Origin of the sequence: Corallococcus sp. RDP092CA (genome assembly GCF_041903675.1) — a bacterium.
GTDB lineage: Bacteria > Myxococcota > Myxococcia > Myxococcales > Myxococcaceae > Corallococcus.
The window spans coordinates 1-13,223 of record NZ_JAYESI010000042.1; the positions used below are offsets into that span (position 1 = coordinate 1).

Annotated in this window: 11 protein-coding genes; 5 read left to right on the forward strand and 6 right to left on the reverse strand. The window is 69.8% G+C overall.

The features are described from left to right. From U8525_RS30865 to U8525_RS30890, 6 genes are all read right to left on the reverse strand, one after another. The coding region (locus U8525_RS30865; protein WP_233588040.1) for a GTP-binding protein at positions 1-125 on the reverse strand (125 nt) is incomplete at its 3' end. A 139-nt stretch (positions 126-264) separates the two neighbouring features. Next, a complete protein-coding gene (gene fusA / locus U8525_RS30870) occupies positions 265-2,346 on the reverse strand; it encodes an elongation factor G (RefSeq protein WP_374270295.1) in 2,082 nt (693 codons plus the stop codon). Positions 2,347-2,453: 107 nt separating this feature from the next. Further along, the gene (gene rpsG / locus U8525_RS30875; protein ID WP_374270296.1) at positions 2,454-2,924 is read right to left on the reverse strand and encodes a 30S ribosomal protein S7; all 471 of its coding nucleotides are present in this window, start codon (positions 2,922-2,924) and stop codon (positions 2,454-2,456) included. A gap of 168 nt (positions 2,925-3,092) precedes the next feature. After that, complete coding sequence (gene rpsL / locus U8525_RS30880; RefSeq protein ID WP_014395857.1) at positions 3,093-3,464, reverse strand: 30S ribosomal protein S12; 372 nt, start codon at positions 3,462-3,464, stop codon at positions 3,093-3,095. Positions 3,465-3,686: 222 nt separating this feature from the next. After that, a complete protein-coding gene (gene rimI, locus U8525_RS30885) occupies positions 3,687-4,181 on the reverse strand; it encodes a ribosomal protein S18-alanine N-acetyltransferase (RefSeq protein WP_374270297.1) in 495 nt (164 codons plus the stop codon). Continuing rightward, the gene (locus U8525_RS30890) at positions 4,178-4,906 is read right to left on the reverse strand and encodes a hypothetical protein (protein ID WP_374270298.1); all 729 of its coding nucleotides are present in this window, start codon (positions 4,904-4,906) and stop codon (positions 4,178-4,180) included. Before U8525_RS30890 ends, rimI begins: the two co-directional genes overlap by 4 nt. A 121-nt stretch (positions 4,907-5,027) precedes the next feature. On the opposite strand from U8525_RS30890, the gene dnaJ reads away from it, so the two are divergent. The 5 genes from dnaJ to U8525_RS30915 all read left to right on the forward strand — a co-directional run bounded on the left by dnaJ (position 5,028) and on the right by U8525_RS30915 (position 13,215). Next, on the forward strand, positions 5,028-6,209 hold the full coding sequence (dnaJ, locus tag U8525_RS30895) for a molecular chaperone DnaJ (protein WP_374270299.1): 1,182 nt from the start codon (positions 5,028-5,030) through the stop codon (positions 6,207-6,209). 81 nt (positions 6,210-6,290) lie between these two features. Continuing rightward, positions 6,291-7,019 (forward strand): HEAT repeat domain-containing protein, encoded by a 729-nt coding sequence (locus U8525_RS30900; RefSeq protein WP_374270300.1) that lies wholly within the window; start codon positions 6,291-6,293, stop codon positions 7,017-7,019. Between the two features lie 129 nt (positions 7,020-7,148). Beyond that, entirely contained in the window at positions 7,149-8,849 is a 1,701-nt protein-coding gene (locus U8525_RS30905) for an ATP-binding protein (protein ID WP_374270301.1), read from the forward strand. Positions 8,850-8,923: 74 nt separating this feature from the next. Further along, positions 8,924-10,645, forward strand: a complete 1,722-nt coding sequence (gene argS, locus U8525_RS30910; protein ID WP_374270302.1) for an arginine--tRNA ligase — start codon at positions 8,924-8,926, stop codon at positions 10,643-10,645. A gap of 14 nt (positions 10,646-10,659) precedes the next feature. Next, positions 10,660-13,215, forward strand: coding sequence for a 1-acyl-sn-glycerol-3-phosphate acyltransferase (locus U8525_RS30915; RefSeq protein WP_374270303.1), 2,556 nt, complete (start codon positions 10,660-10,662; stop codon positions 13,213-13,215). Positions 13,216-13,223: the final 8 nt, after the last annotated feature.

The following is a 13,223-nucleotide window of genomic DNA, read 5'->3' on the forward strand; positions in this document are numbered from 1 at the left end:
GCGCCGCCCGTCTTCGCCAGCACCTTCGTGATGGCCGCCGTCAGCGACGTCTTGCCGTGGTCCACGTGCCCAATCGTTCCGATGTTCACGTGGGGCAGGCTGCGATCGAACTTTTCCTTGGACATGAACCGCTCCTCACGACGCCGCCGGTGCAACCCCGGCGGTCTGGGACTACGGGGGAACTTCCGAGGGGTGCTGCGTGTGCTTCAAAGCCGCTGGAACGTCAACAGAATTCGCCCGGCGGTTCCCCTGGCGAGCGGGAGGTCAGTAGCCCGCGTTGAGCGCGGACTTGGGCGCGGGTGCGTAGTGCTTGAACTGCATGGTGTAGGTCGCCCTTCCCTGGCTCTTGCTCCGCAGGTCGGTCGAGTACCCGAACATGGCGGCCAGGGGCACCTCCGCCTGGATGGCCTGCACCCCGCCGGGCCGGGGCGTCATGCCCAGGATCTTCCCGCGGCGGCCGTTCAGGTCTCCGATGACGTCGCCCATGGCGGCCTCCGGGGTGACGACCTCGGTGGCCATGATGGGCTCCAGGAGGACGGGGTTCGCCGCGCGGACCGCGTCCTTGAAGGCCATGGAGCCGGCGATCTTGAACGCCATCTCCGTCGAGTCCACGTCGTGCATGGAGCCGTCGTAGGCCTCCACCTTCACGTCCACCATGGGGTAGCCGGCGACCGGGCCGTTCTGCATGGCCTCCCTCGCGCCGTCGCGCGCGGCGTCCACGAACTCCTTGGACACGGCGCCGCCGGCGATGGTGCTGACGAACTCGAAGCCCTTGCCGGGCTCGTTCGGGGACACGCGCAGGTTGATGTGGCCGTACTGCCCCTTGCCGCCCGTCTGGCGGATGTACTTGCCCTCCGCCTCCTTCGTCGTCGTCACCGTCTCGCGGTAGGCCACCTGGGGCTTGCCGATGTTCGCGTCCACCTTGAACTCGCGCAGGAGCCGGTCGACGATGATCTCCAGGTGCAGCTCGCCCATGCCGGCGATGAGCGTCTGGCCCGTCTCCTCGTTGGTGCGCACGCGGAAGGACGGGTCCTCCATGGCCAGCCGCTGCAGGGACTGGAGGATCTTGTCCTGGTCCGCGGTGGACTTCGGCTCGATGGCGATGTCGATGACCGGCTCCGGGAACTCCATCCGCTCCAGGATGATGGGCTGCTTGTCGTCACAGAGCGTGTCGCCCGTGGACGCCAGCTTCAGGCCCACCACCGCGCAGATGTCGCCAGCGTAGCACTCCGTCAGCTCGTCCTTCTTGTCCGCGCGCATCTGCACGAGCCGACTGACGCGCTCGCGCTTGCCCTTCACGGAGTTCCACACCGCCGTGCCCGCCTCCAGCTTCCCCGAATAGACGCGCAGGAACGTCAGCGTCTGCGAGGAGAAGGACGGGTCGTTCATGATCTTGAACGCCAGCGCGCTGAAGGGCGCGTCGTCGCGCGTCTCACGGACCGCGTCCTCCCCCTTGGGCGTCTTGCCGTGCACCGGCGGGATCTCCAGCGGGTTGGGCAGGTAGTCCACCACCGCGTCCAGGAGCGGCTGCACGCCCTTGTGGCGGAACGCCGAACCGCAGAACACCGGGAACAGCTTCAGCCCCACGCAGCCCTTGCGGATGGCGCCGCGGACCTCCTCCTCCGTCAGCTCCTGGCCCTCCAGGAACTTCTCCGTGAGCGCGTCGTCCTGCTCGGCGGCGGCCTCCAGCAGCTCCCCGCGGGCAGCGGCGGCGGCCTCCTGGTACTCCGCCGGGATGTCCACGACCTCGAAGCGGCTGCCCTGCTCCGCGTCCTGGAACACCAGCGCCTTCATGCGCACCAGGTCGATGACGCCCTTGTGCTTGTCCTCGCTGCCCAGGGGCAGCTGCATGCGCACGGGGCGCGCGCCCAGCTTCTCCTTGATGGTGCCGACGGACATCTCGAAGTCCGCGCCCACGCGGTCCATCTTGTTGATGAAGCAGATGCGCGGGACCTTGTAGCGGTCCGCCTGGCGCCACACCGTCTCCGACTGCGGCTCCACGCCGTTGACCGCGTCGAACACCGCGATGGCGCCGTCGAGCACGCGCAGCGAGCGCTCCACCTCGATGGTGAAGTCCACGTGGCCCGGCGTGTCGATGATGTTCACGCGGTAGCGCTGGCCCGCCCGCTCCCAGAAGGCGCTGATGGCCGCGGAGGTGATGGTGATGCCGCGCTCGCGCTCCTGCACCATCCAGTCCGTGGTGGTGGTGCCTTCGTGCACCTCGCCCATCTTGTGGATGGCGCCTGTGTAGAACAGGATCCGCTCGGTGGTGGTCGTCTTGCCGGCATCGATGTGCGCCATGATGCCGATGTTGCGGTAGCGCTCGAGTGGGAACTCACGGGGCATGACTCGGTTCCTTCTGGACGTCTCAAGGTGCTGCCAGGGCTGACAAACGAAACCGCCCGGACGCTGGCAGCGCATCCGGGCGGCGACCGCGAAGCCCCTGACGGGACCTACCAGCGGTAGTGAGCGAAGGCCTTGTTGGCTTCCGCCATCTTGTGCGTGTCTTCACGCTTCTTCACCGCGTTGCCGCGGTTGTTGGCGGCGTCCATGATCTCGCCGGCCAGCTTCTCCTGCATGGTCTTCTCACCGCGCGCCTTGGCGTAGGTGATGATCCAGCGCATGCCCAGCGCGACGCGGCGGTCCTGGCGGACCTCCACGGGCACCTGGTAGGTGGCGCCACCGACGCGGCGGCTCTTCACCTCGAGGACGGGCTTGACGTTGTCCAGGGCCTTCTTGAAGACCTTGAGGGGATCTTCCTTCGCGCGCTCCTCCATGAGGGCGAAGGCGCCGTAGCACACGCCCTCCGCGATGGACTTCTTCCCCTTGCGCATCAGGTCGTTGACGAACTTGGTGACGAGCCGGTCCTGGAACTTCGGATCCGGGAGAATCTTCCGCTTGGCGACTACGCGACGACGAGGCATCTCTTCCCTTACGCCCCACTCTCCCCGCTCGGAGGAAAGCCTTGTTCAGGGGCTTCAAGAACGACTGCTTGGGACTTCCAGGGACACTCCCCAGGGTGTGGGGCCAGCGTCCGACACTTCTTCAGGTACCGCGAAGGTGTTCCGCGCCAACGACGCGCGGGGGACCGACTAGCTGGGACGCTTCGCGCCGTACTTCGAGCGGCTCTGCTTGCGACCGGCGACGCCCACGGAGTCCAGCGTGCCGCGGATGATGTGGTAGCGAACGCCCGGGAGGTCCTTCACGCGGCCACCGCGGATCATGACCACCGAGTGCTCCTGGAGGTTGTGACCCACGCCGGGGATGTAGGAGGTGACCTCGATGCCGTTGGTGAGGCGCACGCGGGCCACCTTGCGGAGGGCCGAGTTCGGCTTCTTCGGGGTCGTGGTGTAGACGCGCGTGCAAACACCGCGCTTCTGGGGGCACTCCTTCAGGGCAGGGCTCTTGCCCTTGATGTTGAGCTTCTCGCGGCCCTTGCGGACGAGCTGGCTGATGGTCGGCACTGAAACCTCTTCTTCGTGGGAACCCCGCGTCCGGCGACACGAAAGCGGAGCATATCTACCTACAGGCTACACAAAAGGCCCGCGAGTATAGGGAGGGCCCCTCGGGTGTCAAGCATGGCTTGCCCCTGGGCCAGAACCGGCCAGAGGACCCGGGTGCATTCCCCCGACACCCGAAAAACCTGGGTCTGCGACAACGGGCGGACGCTCTACTCCCTTACGGCCCTAGAAGTCGAGGACCATCACGATCGCGTCCTCGCCCTCGTCCACGTAGTAGTTCGGGCGGATGCCGACCGGACGGAAGCCCAGTGAGCGGTAGAGGTTGAGGGCGGACTCGTTGCCCCGGCGCACCTCCAGGGTGGCCAGGGAGCAGCGGCGGGCCACGCCCCGGCGAAGCACCTCCTCCATCACCGTGCGCGCGACGCCCCGGCGGCGGTGCAGCGGGGCGGTGGCGACGTTGAGGACGTGGACCTCGTCGTGGACGATCCAGAAGATGGCCAGGCCCAGGAGCTCCACGCCGCCCTCGGAGCGGGGCTCCTCCACGAGGAGGATGGTGGACCAGTCGTGCTGGAGCTCGCGCCCGAGCAGCTCCGTGGACCAGGGGTTCTTGAAGGACGCCTTCTCCAGCGCCATCACCGCCGGCATGTCGTCCACGGTCATCTGCCGGATGAGGAAGCCCTTCCCCTTGTCGGGCGTGCCGTCCTCCCGCAGCCGTCTCATCGCCGTGCCTCCCGCGCGAAGGGCGCCACCCGCCGCACCTGCGCCGACCTGCGTACTTCAGCCAGGGCCTGGGCCGCCAGCTCTCCGTAGCGCGCCCGCACCAGCTCCTCGCGGATGGCCGTGCGCGCCGCCTGATCGAACTCACCGGGGTACAGGTCCCGGTGGGCGTCATAATGGTGGCGGACCTCCGCCTCGCTCACCTGTGCCTTCAACCGGACCCGACTGTCGAGGATTCGCTCCGCCCGCAGGCCCCGCGCCAGCACGGCCTCCAGCGCGGCCCGGTCCACGCCATGCCGATCCAGGAAGCGCCGGAGCGCCTCCTCCCCGCCCAGCCGGGCCCGGAAGGCGTCCAGCCGGGCCGCCACCTCCGCCGGCTCCGCCGGGAAGGCCTGCAGGCGGTCCGCGCTCAGCACCTGGAGGCGCTGGTTGATGGACAGCTCGAGGGCGCCCTGGAGCGTCTGCTCATCCAACGTCTGGGCGGCGGCCTGCACGGCCCCCCGCTGGATCAGCGCCACCCGGGCCTCCATCTCCAGCTCGCTCAGGGTCAGGACCTGGCCCTCGATGACCGCCACGACGCGGTCCACCACCCTGCCCTCCCGCACGCTGGGGGCAGGCGGGGCGGCGCGGGCGGTCGTTCCGAACGCCAGGTCAGCCCCCAGGGCCATGGGGAGCAGCCCACACGCCAGCCACAGGGGGGCCTTCCGGCGGGCGCGCGGTGGTGGCATGGCCTTCCTCATCTCGCGGCGACTGTAACCATCGCGGCCCTGTCCGGACATCCCGTGCTGGCGCTCACCGCCCCGCTGGTTACGTTCTCCCTTGTCGGGTACTGCACCACCCTAAGAACTTATGGCTGACGACTACTACCAGATTCTGGGCGTGCCCCGGACGGCCTCGGCGGACGACCTCAAGAAGGCCTTCCGGAAGCTGGCGCGCCAGCACCACCCGGACGTCAACCCGGGCGACAAGGCCGCGGAGGAGAAGTTCAAGCGCATCAACACGGCCTTCGAGGTGCTGGGCGACCCGAAGAAGCGCGCGCTCTATGACGAGTTCGGCGAGGACGCGGAGAAGATCGGCTTCGACGAGAAGAAGGCCGCGGCCTACCGCCAGTACCGCGCCGCCCAGGCGGCCGGGGGCAGCGGGGGCGGCGGCATCCCCTTCAGCACCGAGGGCGTGGACCTGGGGGACCTCTTCAACGACATCTTCGGGCGCTCGGGCGGCGGAGGCGGAAGCGGCGGCTTCGACATCAACGACCTCTTCGGCCGGGGCCGGGGTGGCAGCCGGTCCACGGCGGCCGAGCGCGGCGACGACCTGACGACGCGCGTCCACATCTCCCTCGCGGAGGCCGTCACCGGCACCGAGCGCACCCTGACCCTCCAGCGGCCGGGCCGCTGCTCCAAGTGCCATGGCGAGGGCAACACGGGGAAGCTCGTGACGTGCCCCACCTGCAACGGCACGGGCCGGGCCCGGCGGGCCGGCGGCGTGTTCGGCGGGTCCGGCGTGTGCCCCACCTGCCGCGGCAGCGGGAAGGCCCCGGAGCCCTGCCCCCAGTGCGGCGGCAGCGGCATCCAGGAGGAGACGACCCGGCTGACGGTGAAGATCCCGGCGGGCGTCGTCACCGGCTCCAAGGTGCGGCTGGCCGGCCAGGGCGCGGCGGGCCTCCAGGGGGGCCCTCCGGGGGACCTCTACATCGAGACGGAGGTGGCCGAGCACCCGCTGGTGCGCCGCGAGGGCGATGACCTCTACCTGGACCTGCCGGTGACGGTGTCCGAGGCGCTCTTGGGCGGCGAGGTGCGCGTGCCCACCTTCCAGGGGGAGGTGACGCTGAAGGTGCCGCCGGGCTCCCAGTCCGGCCGGAAGATGCGGCTCAAGGGGCGGGGCGTCCCGTCGCTGAGGGGCGGCCCCCCGGGCGACATGTACCTGTTGCTCCAGGTGAAGGTCCCCGAGGAGGCCACGGCCGAGGTCCGGGCCGCCGCGGAGACCCTGGCCCGGGCCTACCGGGGCGACGTGCGCCGGGAGCTGACGTTGTAGTTGTCGTTGCCACTTGTCCTGGAAGGCGCACCGTCCTACATGGCGCCTCCACTCTTCCGAATCCGGAGCGGGTACGTACCTATGGGTCTCTTCGATTTCCTCTCGGGCGGCTCGGGCCCGGAAAAAGCGCTCAAGCTCAAGTCCAAGGTGACCCAGAAGTACGGGGAGCCATCCACGCGGCAGAAGGCCCTGCAGCAGCTGGGGGAGATGCAATACCCCGAGGCCGTCACGGTGCTGCTCAGCCGGTTCACCATCACCGTGGACCCGCTCACCACCGACGCGGACGAGAAGGAGCACACCTTCGAGCTGATCAAGCACTTCGGCGAGGCCGCCGTCGAGCCGGTCAGCGCCTTCCTCAAGACGAGCGACCAGGCCACGTCCTGGGCGCTGCGCATCCTCCAGGCGCTGCTCTCCGAGGACGCGCTGATGGGCGTCATCACCGACACGCTCCAGCACCTGTCCTCGCGCTACACGCGCGACCCGGAGAAGAAGGTCGTCCTGCTCCACCACGTGCAGGGCAAGCCGGACCCGCGCGTGCCCCCGGCCGTCCTCCCCTTCCTGGAGGACATGTCCGATGACGTGAAGATCGCCGCCATCAACGTCCTGGGGCCCCTGAAGTACGAGCCGGCGCGCGAGCCCCTGCTCAAGCTGCTCACCTCCGAGGACACCGCGCGCCGCGTGCAGACCGTGGCGCTGGCGGCCCTGGCGGAGAGCGGCTTCGGGGTGCAGGGCTACCAGGAGAAGGTGCAGGCCACGCTCGTGGAGCCCTACAGCCTGGACAAGGAAGGCCGCGTCCAGCGGCGCCCCTGAGTCATTCCGGTATCCCCCCGGCCGGAGGGGCTGGGGGGCTGTCGGGCACCTGACACGCTCGGCGTTGGTGGAAGGCGCCGGGCTCCGTCGAGGTTCCCTCCCACGCGAGACATGAAGCAGGATTCGCGCGTGCCATCGAAGAAGAAGGGTCCGCAGCTCGCAGAGGTGGTCCCGCTGCGTCCCGCCACCACCGCGAAGAAGGCCCCACCGAAGCGCGCGGCGAAACCGCCGCCCCCGGTGGACACCGACGCCGCCGCCCAGGCCCTGCTGGAGATGGGCCGGCAGCTCACCGACAACGCGGGCCCCACCGAGGCCCTGCGCGCGCAGTTGCAGACGCTGCACACGCTGCTCAAGCCGAAGGTCTGCTACGTGGCGCGACACTTCCCGTCGCGCAACCAGCTGCACGTGGAGCACGTGCGCGGACGCTACGACGAGCGCGTCACCGCCGCCGTCCCGGGCGAGGGCGTGGTGGGCCGGTGCTTCACCGAGAAGGTGCTGCTGCGCGAGGACGACACCCTCGCCGTGCCCCTGGAGGGGCCGCAGGGCGTGACGGGCGTGCTCGTGGTGCTGGGCGCGCGCCGCAAGGCGTCCGACGTGCTGATGCAGTCGCTGGCGTCGCAGCTCACCGCCGCCTACGAGGTGGCCCGGCTGCGCGACGACAGCGCCCGGCGCAACAAGGACCTGCAGACGGCCATCGCGGGCCTGAAGAGCCTGGAGCAGAACCGCGAGGAGCTGCTCGGCAACGTGTCCCACGACTTGAAGAACCCGCTCACCACCATCAAGGCCTACCTGGCCATGCTGGGCCGGGAGAAGCTGGGCGCGCTGACGGACGGGCAGCGCCGCGCGGTGCAGATCTGCGATCGCAACGCGGACCGGCTGCTCCAGCAGGTGAACGACCTGGTGCTGATGTCCCGGCTGTCGTCCGGGAAGATGCAGCTCAACCAGCGCCCCTTCGGCCTCAAGGCGGTGGCGGAAGAGGTGGTGCGGGGGCTGGGCGCCGTCGCGGAGCACAGCCGCGTGCGGGTGGTGATCCCGCCCTGCCCGGAGGTGTTCGTCCGGGGCGACCGCGAGCGCATCTCCGAGGCCATCCACAACCTCGTGGAGAACGGCATCCACCACAGCGAGACGGACGACGTCGTCGAGGTGAGCGTGTCGTCCGCCGAGGGGCTGGGCATCCTCACCGTGAAGGACTCCGGCCAGGGCATGACGGCGGAAGCCCTGGAGCACGTCTTCGACTCCTTCTACCGCGCGCAGCCGGGCATGCCCCGCCCGCCGGGCACGGGCCTGGGCCTGCCGCTGGTGGCGAAGATCGTCGCGCTGCACGGCGGCCGCGTGGACGCGTCCAGCGCGCTGGGCGAGGGCAGCACGTTCCAGATGGTCCTGCCCCTGTTCGCGAGCGCGGTGAGCGCCCCGGACGTGAACCAGGCCACGCCCAAGGCGGGCGGCATCCTCCTGGTGGAGGACGACGTGGACTGCCGCGAGGTGCTGGAGCAGGTGCTGGAGCAGGAGGGCTACCGGGTGATGGCCACCTCCGGGGCCGCCGAGGCGCGCTCCATCCTGTCCCACATCCGGCCGGCGATGGTGCTGTTGGATCTGCGGCTGTCCGGGGAGGACGGCCGGTCCGTGCTCCACTACATCCGCACCACGGAGTCGCTGGCGGACGTGGTCGTCTACATCATCTCCGGCGCGAGCGACGTCGCGTCCCTCACCTCGGGTGAAGGGCCGGACCGCATCGACGGGTACTTCGAGAAGCCGCTGAAGCTGCCCAAGCTGCTGGACACCGTGGCCTCGGTGGTGCGCCCCAAGAGCCGCGGGCCCGCCGTGCCCTGAAAGACGCTCGGGCGCCTTGCCCGCAGAAGAGGTGGATGGAAGGCGCCCCGCCTTGGGTAGTATCCGCGCGGTCCATGAGCACTTCTGTCTATTCCCGTTACCGCGCCGCGTTCGCCCAGGCCCTCGCCGGGGCCCTGGGTGTCCCCGCCGCTGAGATTGAGTCCCAGGTCAAGCCCGCGGAGCCCGCGCACGGCGACCTGAGCTTCGCCACCTTCCCTCTCGCCAAGGCACAGAAGAAGGCGCCCCCCGCCATCGCCGCGCAGCTCGCGCAGGCGCTCCAGGTCCCGGGCCTGGAGGTGAAGGCCGTGGGCCCCTACGTCAACGCGCGCTTCCTGCCCCTCCCCTTCACGCAGGAGGTCATCGACAGCGTGCGCCTGGCCGGGCTGGCCTACGGCAGCGACGCGGAGGACGGCAAGGGCAAGACGGTGGTCATCGACTACTCGTCGCCCAACATCGCCAAGCCCATTGGCTTCCACCACATCCGCACCACGTTCCTGGGCCACTGCATCGCGAACCTGTACCGCGCGCTCGGCTGGCGCGTGGAGGGCATCAACTACCTGGGCGACTGGGGCAAGCAGTTCGGCCTGGTGGCGGTGGGCTTCCAGGAGTACGGCGACCCGGCGCGCATCGACGACATGGCGCACCTGGTCCAGGTGTACGTCCAGGCCAACAAGCGCGCCGGCGAGGACCCCGCCTTCGACGAGAAGGCCCGTGAGTTCTTCCGCCGCATGGAGGCGGGCGAGCCGGAGGCGATGAAGCTCTGGAACCAGTTCCGGGAGACGAGCCTCAAGGGCTTCAAGAAGGTCTACGCCCGGATGGGCATCGACTTCGAGCACATCGAGGGCGAGAGCCGCTACCAGGGCAAGATGGACGCGGTCATCGACCAGATCGCCAGGAAGCCCGGCGTGAAGGAGTCCCAGGGCGCCCTCATCGTGGACATGCCCTACGCGGACGGCGAGCCGCCCGTGCTCCTCAAGAAGAACGACGGCAGCACGCTCTACGCCACGCGCGACCTGGCCGCCGCCGAGGACCGCCACGCGCGCTTCAACTTCGACAAGTCGCTCTACGTCGTCGCGCAGGACCAGGCGCTGCACTTCCGGCAGGTGTTCCGCACGCTGAAGGAGATGGGGCAGCCGTGGGCGGACAGGTGCGTGCACGTGCCGTTCGGCCGCATCCACGGCATGAGCACGCGCAAGGGCCAGGTGGTGGAGCTGGATCAGGTCCTGGACGAGGCGAAGGAGCGGGTGCTCGAGCGCGTGAAGGCGAACATCCAGGACGGCAACCTGGAGACGGACGACGCGGAGGCGCTGTCCGAGCAGATCGGCCTGGGGGCCATCGTCTTCGGCGACCTGAAGCACAACCGCGCCAGCGACTACACGTTCGACTGGGACGAGGTGACCAGCCTGGAGGGGCACACGGGGCCCTATCTCCAGTACGCGCACGCCCGGAGCGCGAACGTGCTGCGCAAGGGCGGCGGCGTGCCCACGGCCTACGATCCGGCGCTGCTCACGCTCCCAGAGGAGCAGGCCCTCGTGCGGGAGCTGATGCGGCTGCCGGACACGGTGAAGGCGGCGGCGGAGCAGTACGAGCCCAGCCTGGTGGCCCGGCTGCTCCTGGACGTGGCGGCGGCCTACAGCCGCTACTACACGGCCGGTAACAAGGACCGCGACAAGCGCATCCTCGTGGAGGGGAATGACGCGGTGCGCGCTGCCCGGCTGGCGCTCACGGACGCGACGCGCATCACGTTGGCGGCGGGGCTCACCTTGCTGGGCATCCCGACGCCGGAAAACATGTAGCCTGGGGGGCTGCGATGGACACCGCGCTGGCGCAGACCGCGACGCAAGGAGAGGCCTTGAAGGAGGAATTCGGTCCCATGTCCCGGGTGCTCGGGGCTCGGTACTTCGACGGGGTGCACTTCCCCCCCGAGGCCGAGAACGAGCTGCGCGCGCTCAGCGCCCGGGGCTTCGTGGTGCACGTCATGCGCACCACGGCGTGGATCAACTTCCTCTACATCGCGTGGGCCATGGTCCGCCGGGCCATGCCGCCCATCCGCGCGGTGGTGAACCTGCGCCCGTGGTTCACCCGGCCCTGGCGCCAGACGGCGCAGGGCGGCGCGGTGGAGGAGCGCTTCCGCTACGCCCGCGAGCAGGGCGGCAGCGGCCTGGTGTTCCTGCGCCGCACGGCGCTCCTGCACGCCTCCGGCAAGGAGACGCGCGAGGACCCCTTCCCCGCCCTGGTGCGGCTGGCGCGCGGCTCCGAGCGGCCGGTGTTCCTGGTGCCGGAGCTGTTCGTCTGGGAGAAGCGCCCGGCCAAGCTCAAGCCGGGCTGGCGCGACGTGGTGTTCGGGAGCCCGGAGGCGCCGGGCTTCGTGCACTCCATGGTGGCGTTCTTCCGCAACTACAAGCGCGCGCAGTTCCGCGTGGGAGAGCCCATCGACCTGCGCCGCTTCATCGAGGACAACCCGGGCGTCAGCGACGAGGTGCTGGCGCGCAAGGTGCGCAGCACGCTGCACGTGTTCCTCGCGCGGGAGACGCGGGCGGTGTTCGGCCCGCCGCAGAAGCCCACGGACCGGCTCATCGAGGAGACGCTGCGCGACCGTCAGCTGCGCAAGACGCTGGACGAGCACGCGGCCGCGACGGGCCGCAGGCCCACGAGCGTCTACCGCGAGGCGAAGCGCAACCTGGAGGCCATCGCGGCCAAGCCCAACCCGTCCGTGCTGGCGGTCATCGCGCCCGTGCTGGAGTGGGTGTTCAACCGCATCTACGACGGCATCGGCGTGGACGAGGCGGGCCTGCACCGCGCGCTCAAGGCCGCGGGCAAGGCGCCGGTGGTGCTCTGCCCCAGCCACAAGAGCCACGTGGACTACCTGGTGATGAGCTGGGTGCTCTGGAACCGGGGCTACACCGCGCCGCTGGTGGCCGCGGGCGCGAACCTGTCCTTCTGGCCCCTGGGCGTGCTGTTCCGCCGCTGCGGCGCGTTCTTCCTGCGCCGCTCGTTCAAGGGCGACAAGGTCTACGCCGCGTCCTTCAAGGCGTACATCAAGAAGCTGGTGCACGACGGCATCCACCAGGAGTTCTTCCCGGAGGGGGGCCGCTCGCGCACGGGCAAGCTGCTCACCCCCAAGCTGGGCATGCTCACCTGGCAGGTGGAGGCGGTGCTGGACGGCGCGCGCAACGACCTCTACTTCGTGCCCGTCTCCATCGACTACGAGAAGGTGGTGGAGTCCGACAGCTACTCGAAGGAGCTGGCCGGCGGGGAGAAGAAGCCGGAGGACCTGAAGGCCCTCTTGAGCGCGCCCAAGGTGCTGGCCGCGCGCTACGGCCGCATCCACCTCACCTTCGACGAGCCGCTGTCGCTGGTGGACTTCATGAAGGCGCGCGGACTGTCGCCGCAGGAGCCGGTGACGGACGAGCAGAAGAAGGGCCTGGTGCGCGCGCTGGGCAACCGCGTGATGTACGGCATCAGCAAGGTGTCCACCGTCACGCCGCACGCGCTGGTGAGCGCGTCGCTGCTGGCCCACCGCCGGCGCGGCCTCACCCAGCGCGAGCTCACGGACCGGATCAGCCTGCTGCGCCGCATCGCCTCCGAGGACGGCGCGCGGCTGTCCAAGGAGCTGGCCAACGCGCCGAGCAACCCGGAGACCCTGGGCCCCATCCAGGACGCGATGCGCGAGTTCATCTCCGACGAGATGGTGCGCACGCAGGAGGCGCGCGGGGAGGTCAGCTACCAGGTGGAGGACTCGCGCCGTCCGGAGATGTCCTTCTACAAGAACACGCTGATGAACCTGGTGGCCGCGCGCAGCCTCGTGGCCAACGCGCTGCTGGCGGGGACGCCCGCGCCGTATGACACCGTGAAGGCCCGCGCGCTGTTCCTGTCGCGCCTCTTCAAGGTGGAGTTCATCTACCGGGTGGGCGCGTCGTTCGACACCATCTTCGCCGAGTGCGTGGAGCGGCTCGTGCGCATGGGCCTGGTCATCCACGAGGGCGACATGCTCACGCGCGCGCCGGAGGCCCACGCCCAGCCGGACCTGGAGTTCCTCGCGGACCTGCTGCGCGACTTCCTGGAGGCCTACCTGCTGGCCGCCATGACGCTGCCGGACGTGGCCGCGGGCGTGGCCACCGACCGCAAGACGTTCGTCAAGCTGGCGCTGGAGACGGGGCGCGGCGAGTACAACGCCGGACGCATCACCGCCGCCGAGTCCCTGGCGAAGACGACGCTGGAGAACGCGGTGGAGTACCTGTTGGATCAGCGCATCCTCGTGGAAGAGGACAAGAAGCTGCGGCTGGGAGACCCGGCCGCGGCGGCGGAGCTGCCCCGGAAGAACCCGCTCGCGGAGGAGATCCGCGCCTACCTCCACCGGGCCTGAAGCAGCGC

Coding starts and splice junctions, on each gene's coding strand:
- fusA (WP_374270295.1), bottom strand. CDS start 2,346: ATGCCCCGTGAGTTCCCACTCGAGCGCTACCGCAACATCGGCATCATG.
- rpsG (WP_374270296.1), bottom strand. CDS start 2,924: ATGCCTCGTCGTCGCGTAGTCGCCAAGCGGAAGATTCTCCCGGATCCG.
- rimI (WP_374270297.1), bottom strand. CDS start 4,181: ATGAGACGGCTGCGGGAGGACGGCACGCCCGACAAGGGGAAGGGCTTC.
- U8525_RS30890 (WP_374270298.1), bottom strand. CDS start 4,906: ATGCCACCACCGCGCGCCCGCCGGAAGGCCCCCCTGTGGCTGGCGTGT.
- dnaJ (WP_374270299.1), top strand. CDS start 5,028: ATGGCTGACGACTACTACCAGATTCTGGGCGTGCCCCGGACGGCCTCG.
- U8525_RS30900 (WP_374270300.1), top strand. CDS start 6,291: ATGGGTCTCTTCGATTTCCTCTCGGGCGGCTCGGGCCCGGAAAAAGCG.
- argS (WP_374270302.1), top strand. CDS start 8,924: ATGAGCACTTCTGTCTATTCCCGTTACCGCGCCGCGTTCGCCCAGGCC.
- U8525_RS30915 (WP_374270303.1), top strand. CDS start 10,660: ATGGACACCGCGCTGGCGCAGACCGCGACGCAAGGAGAGGCCTTGAAG.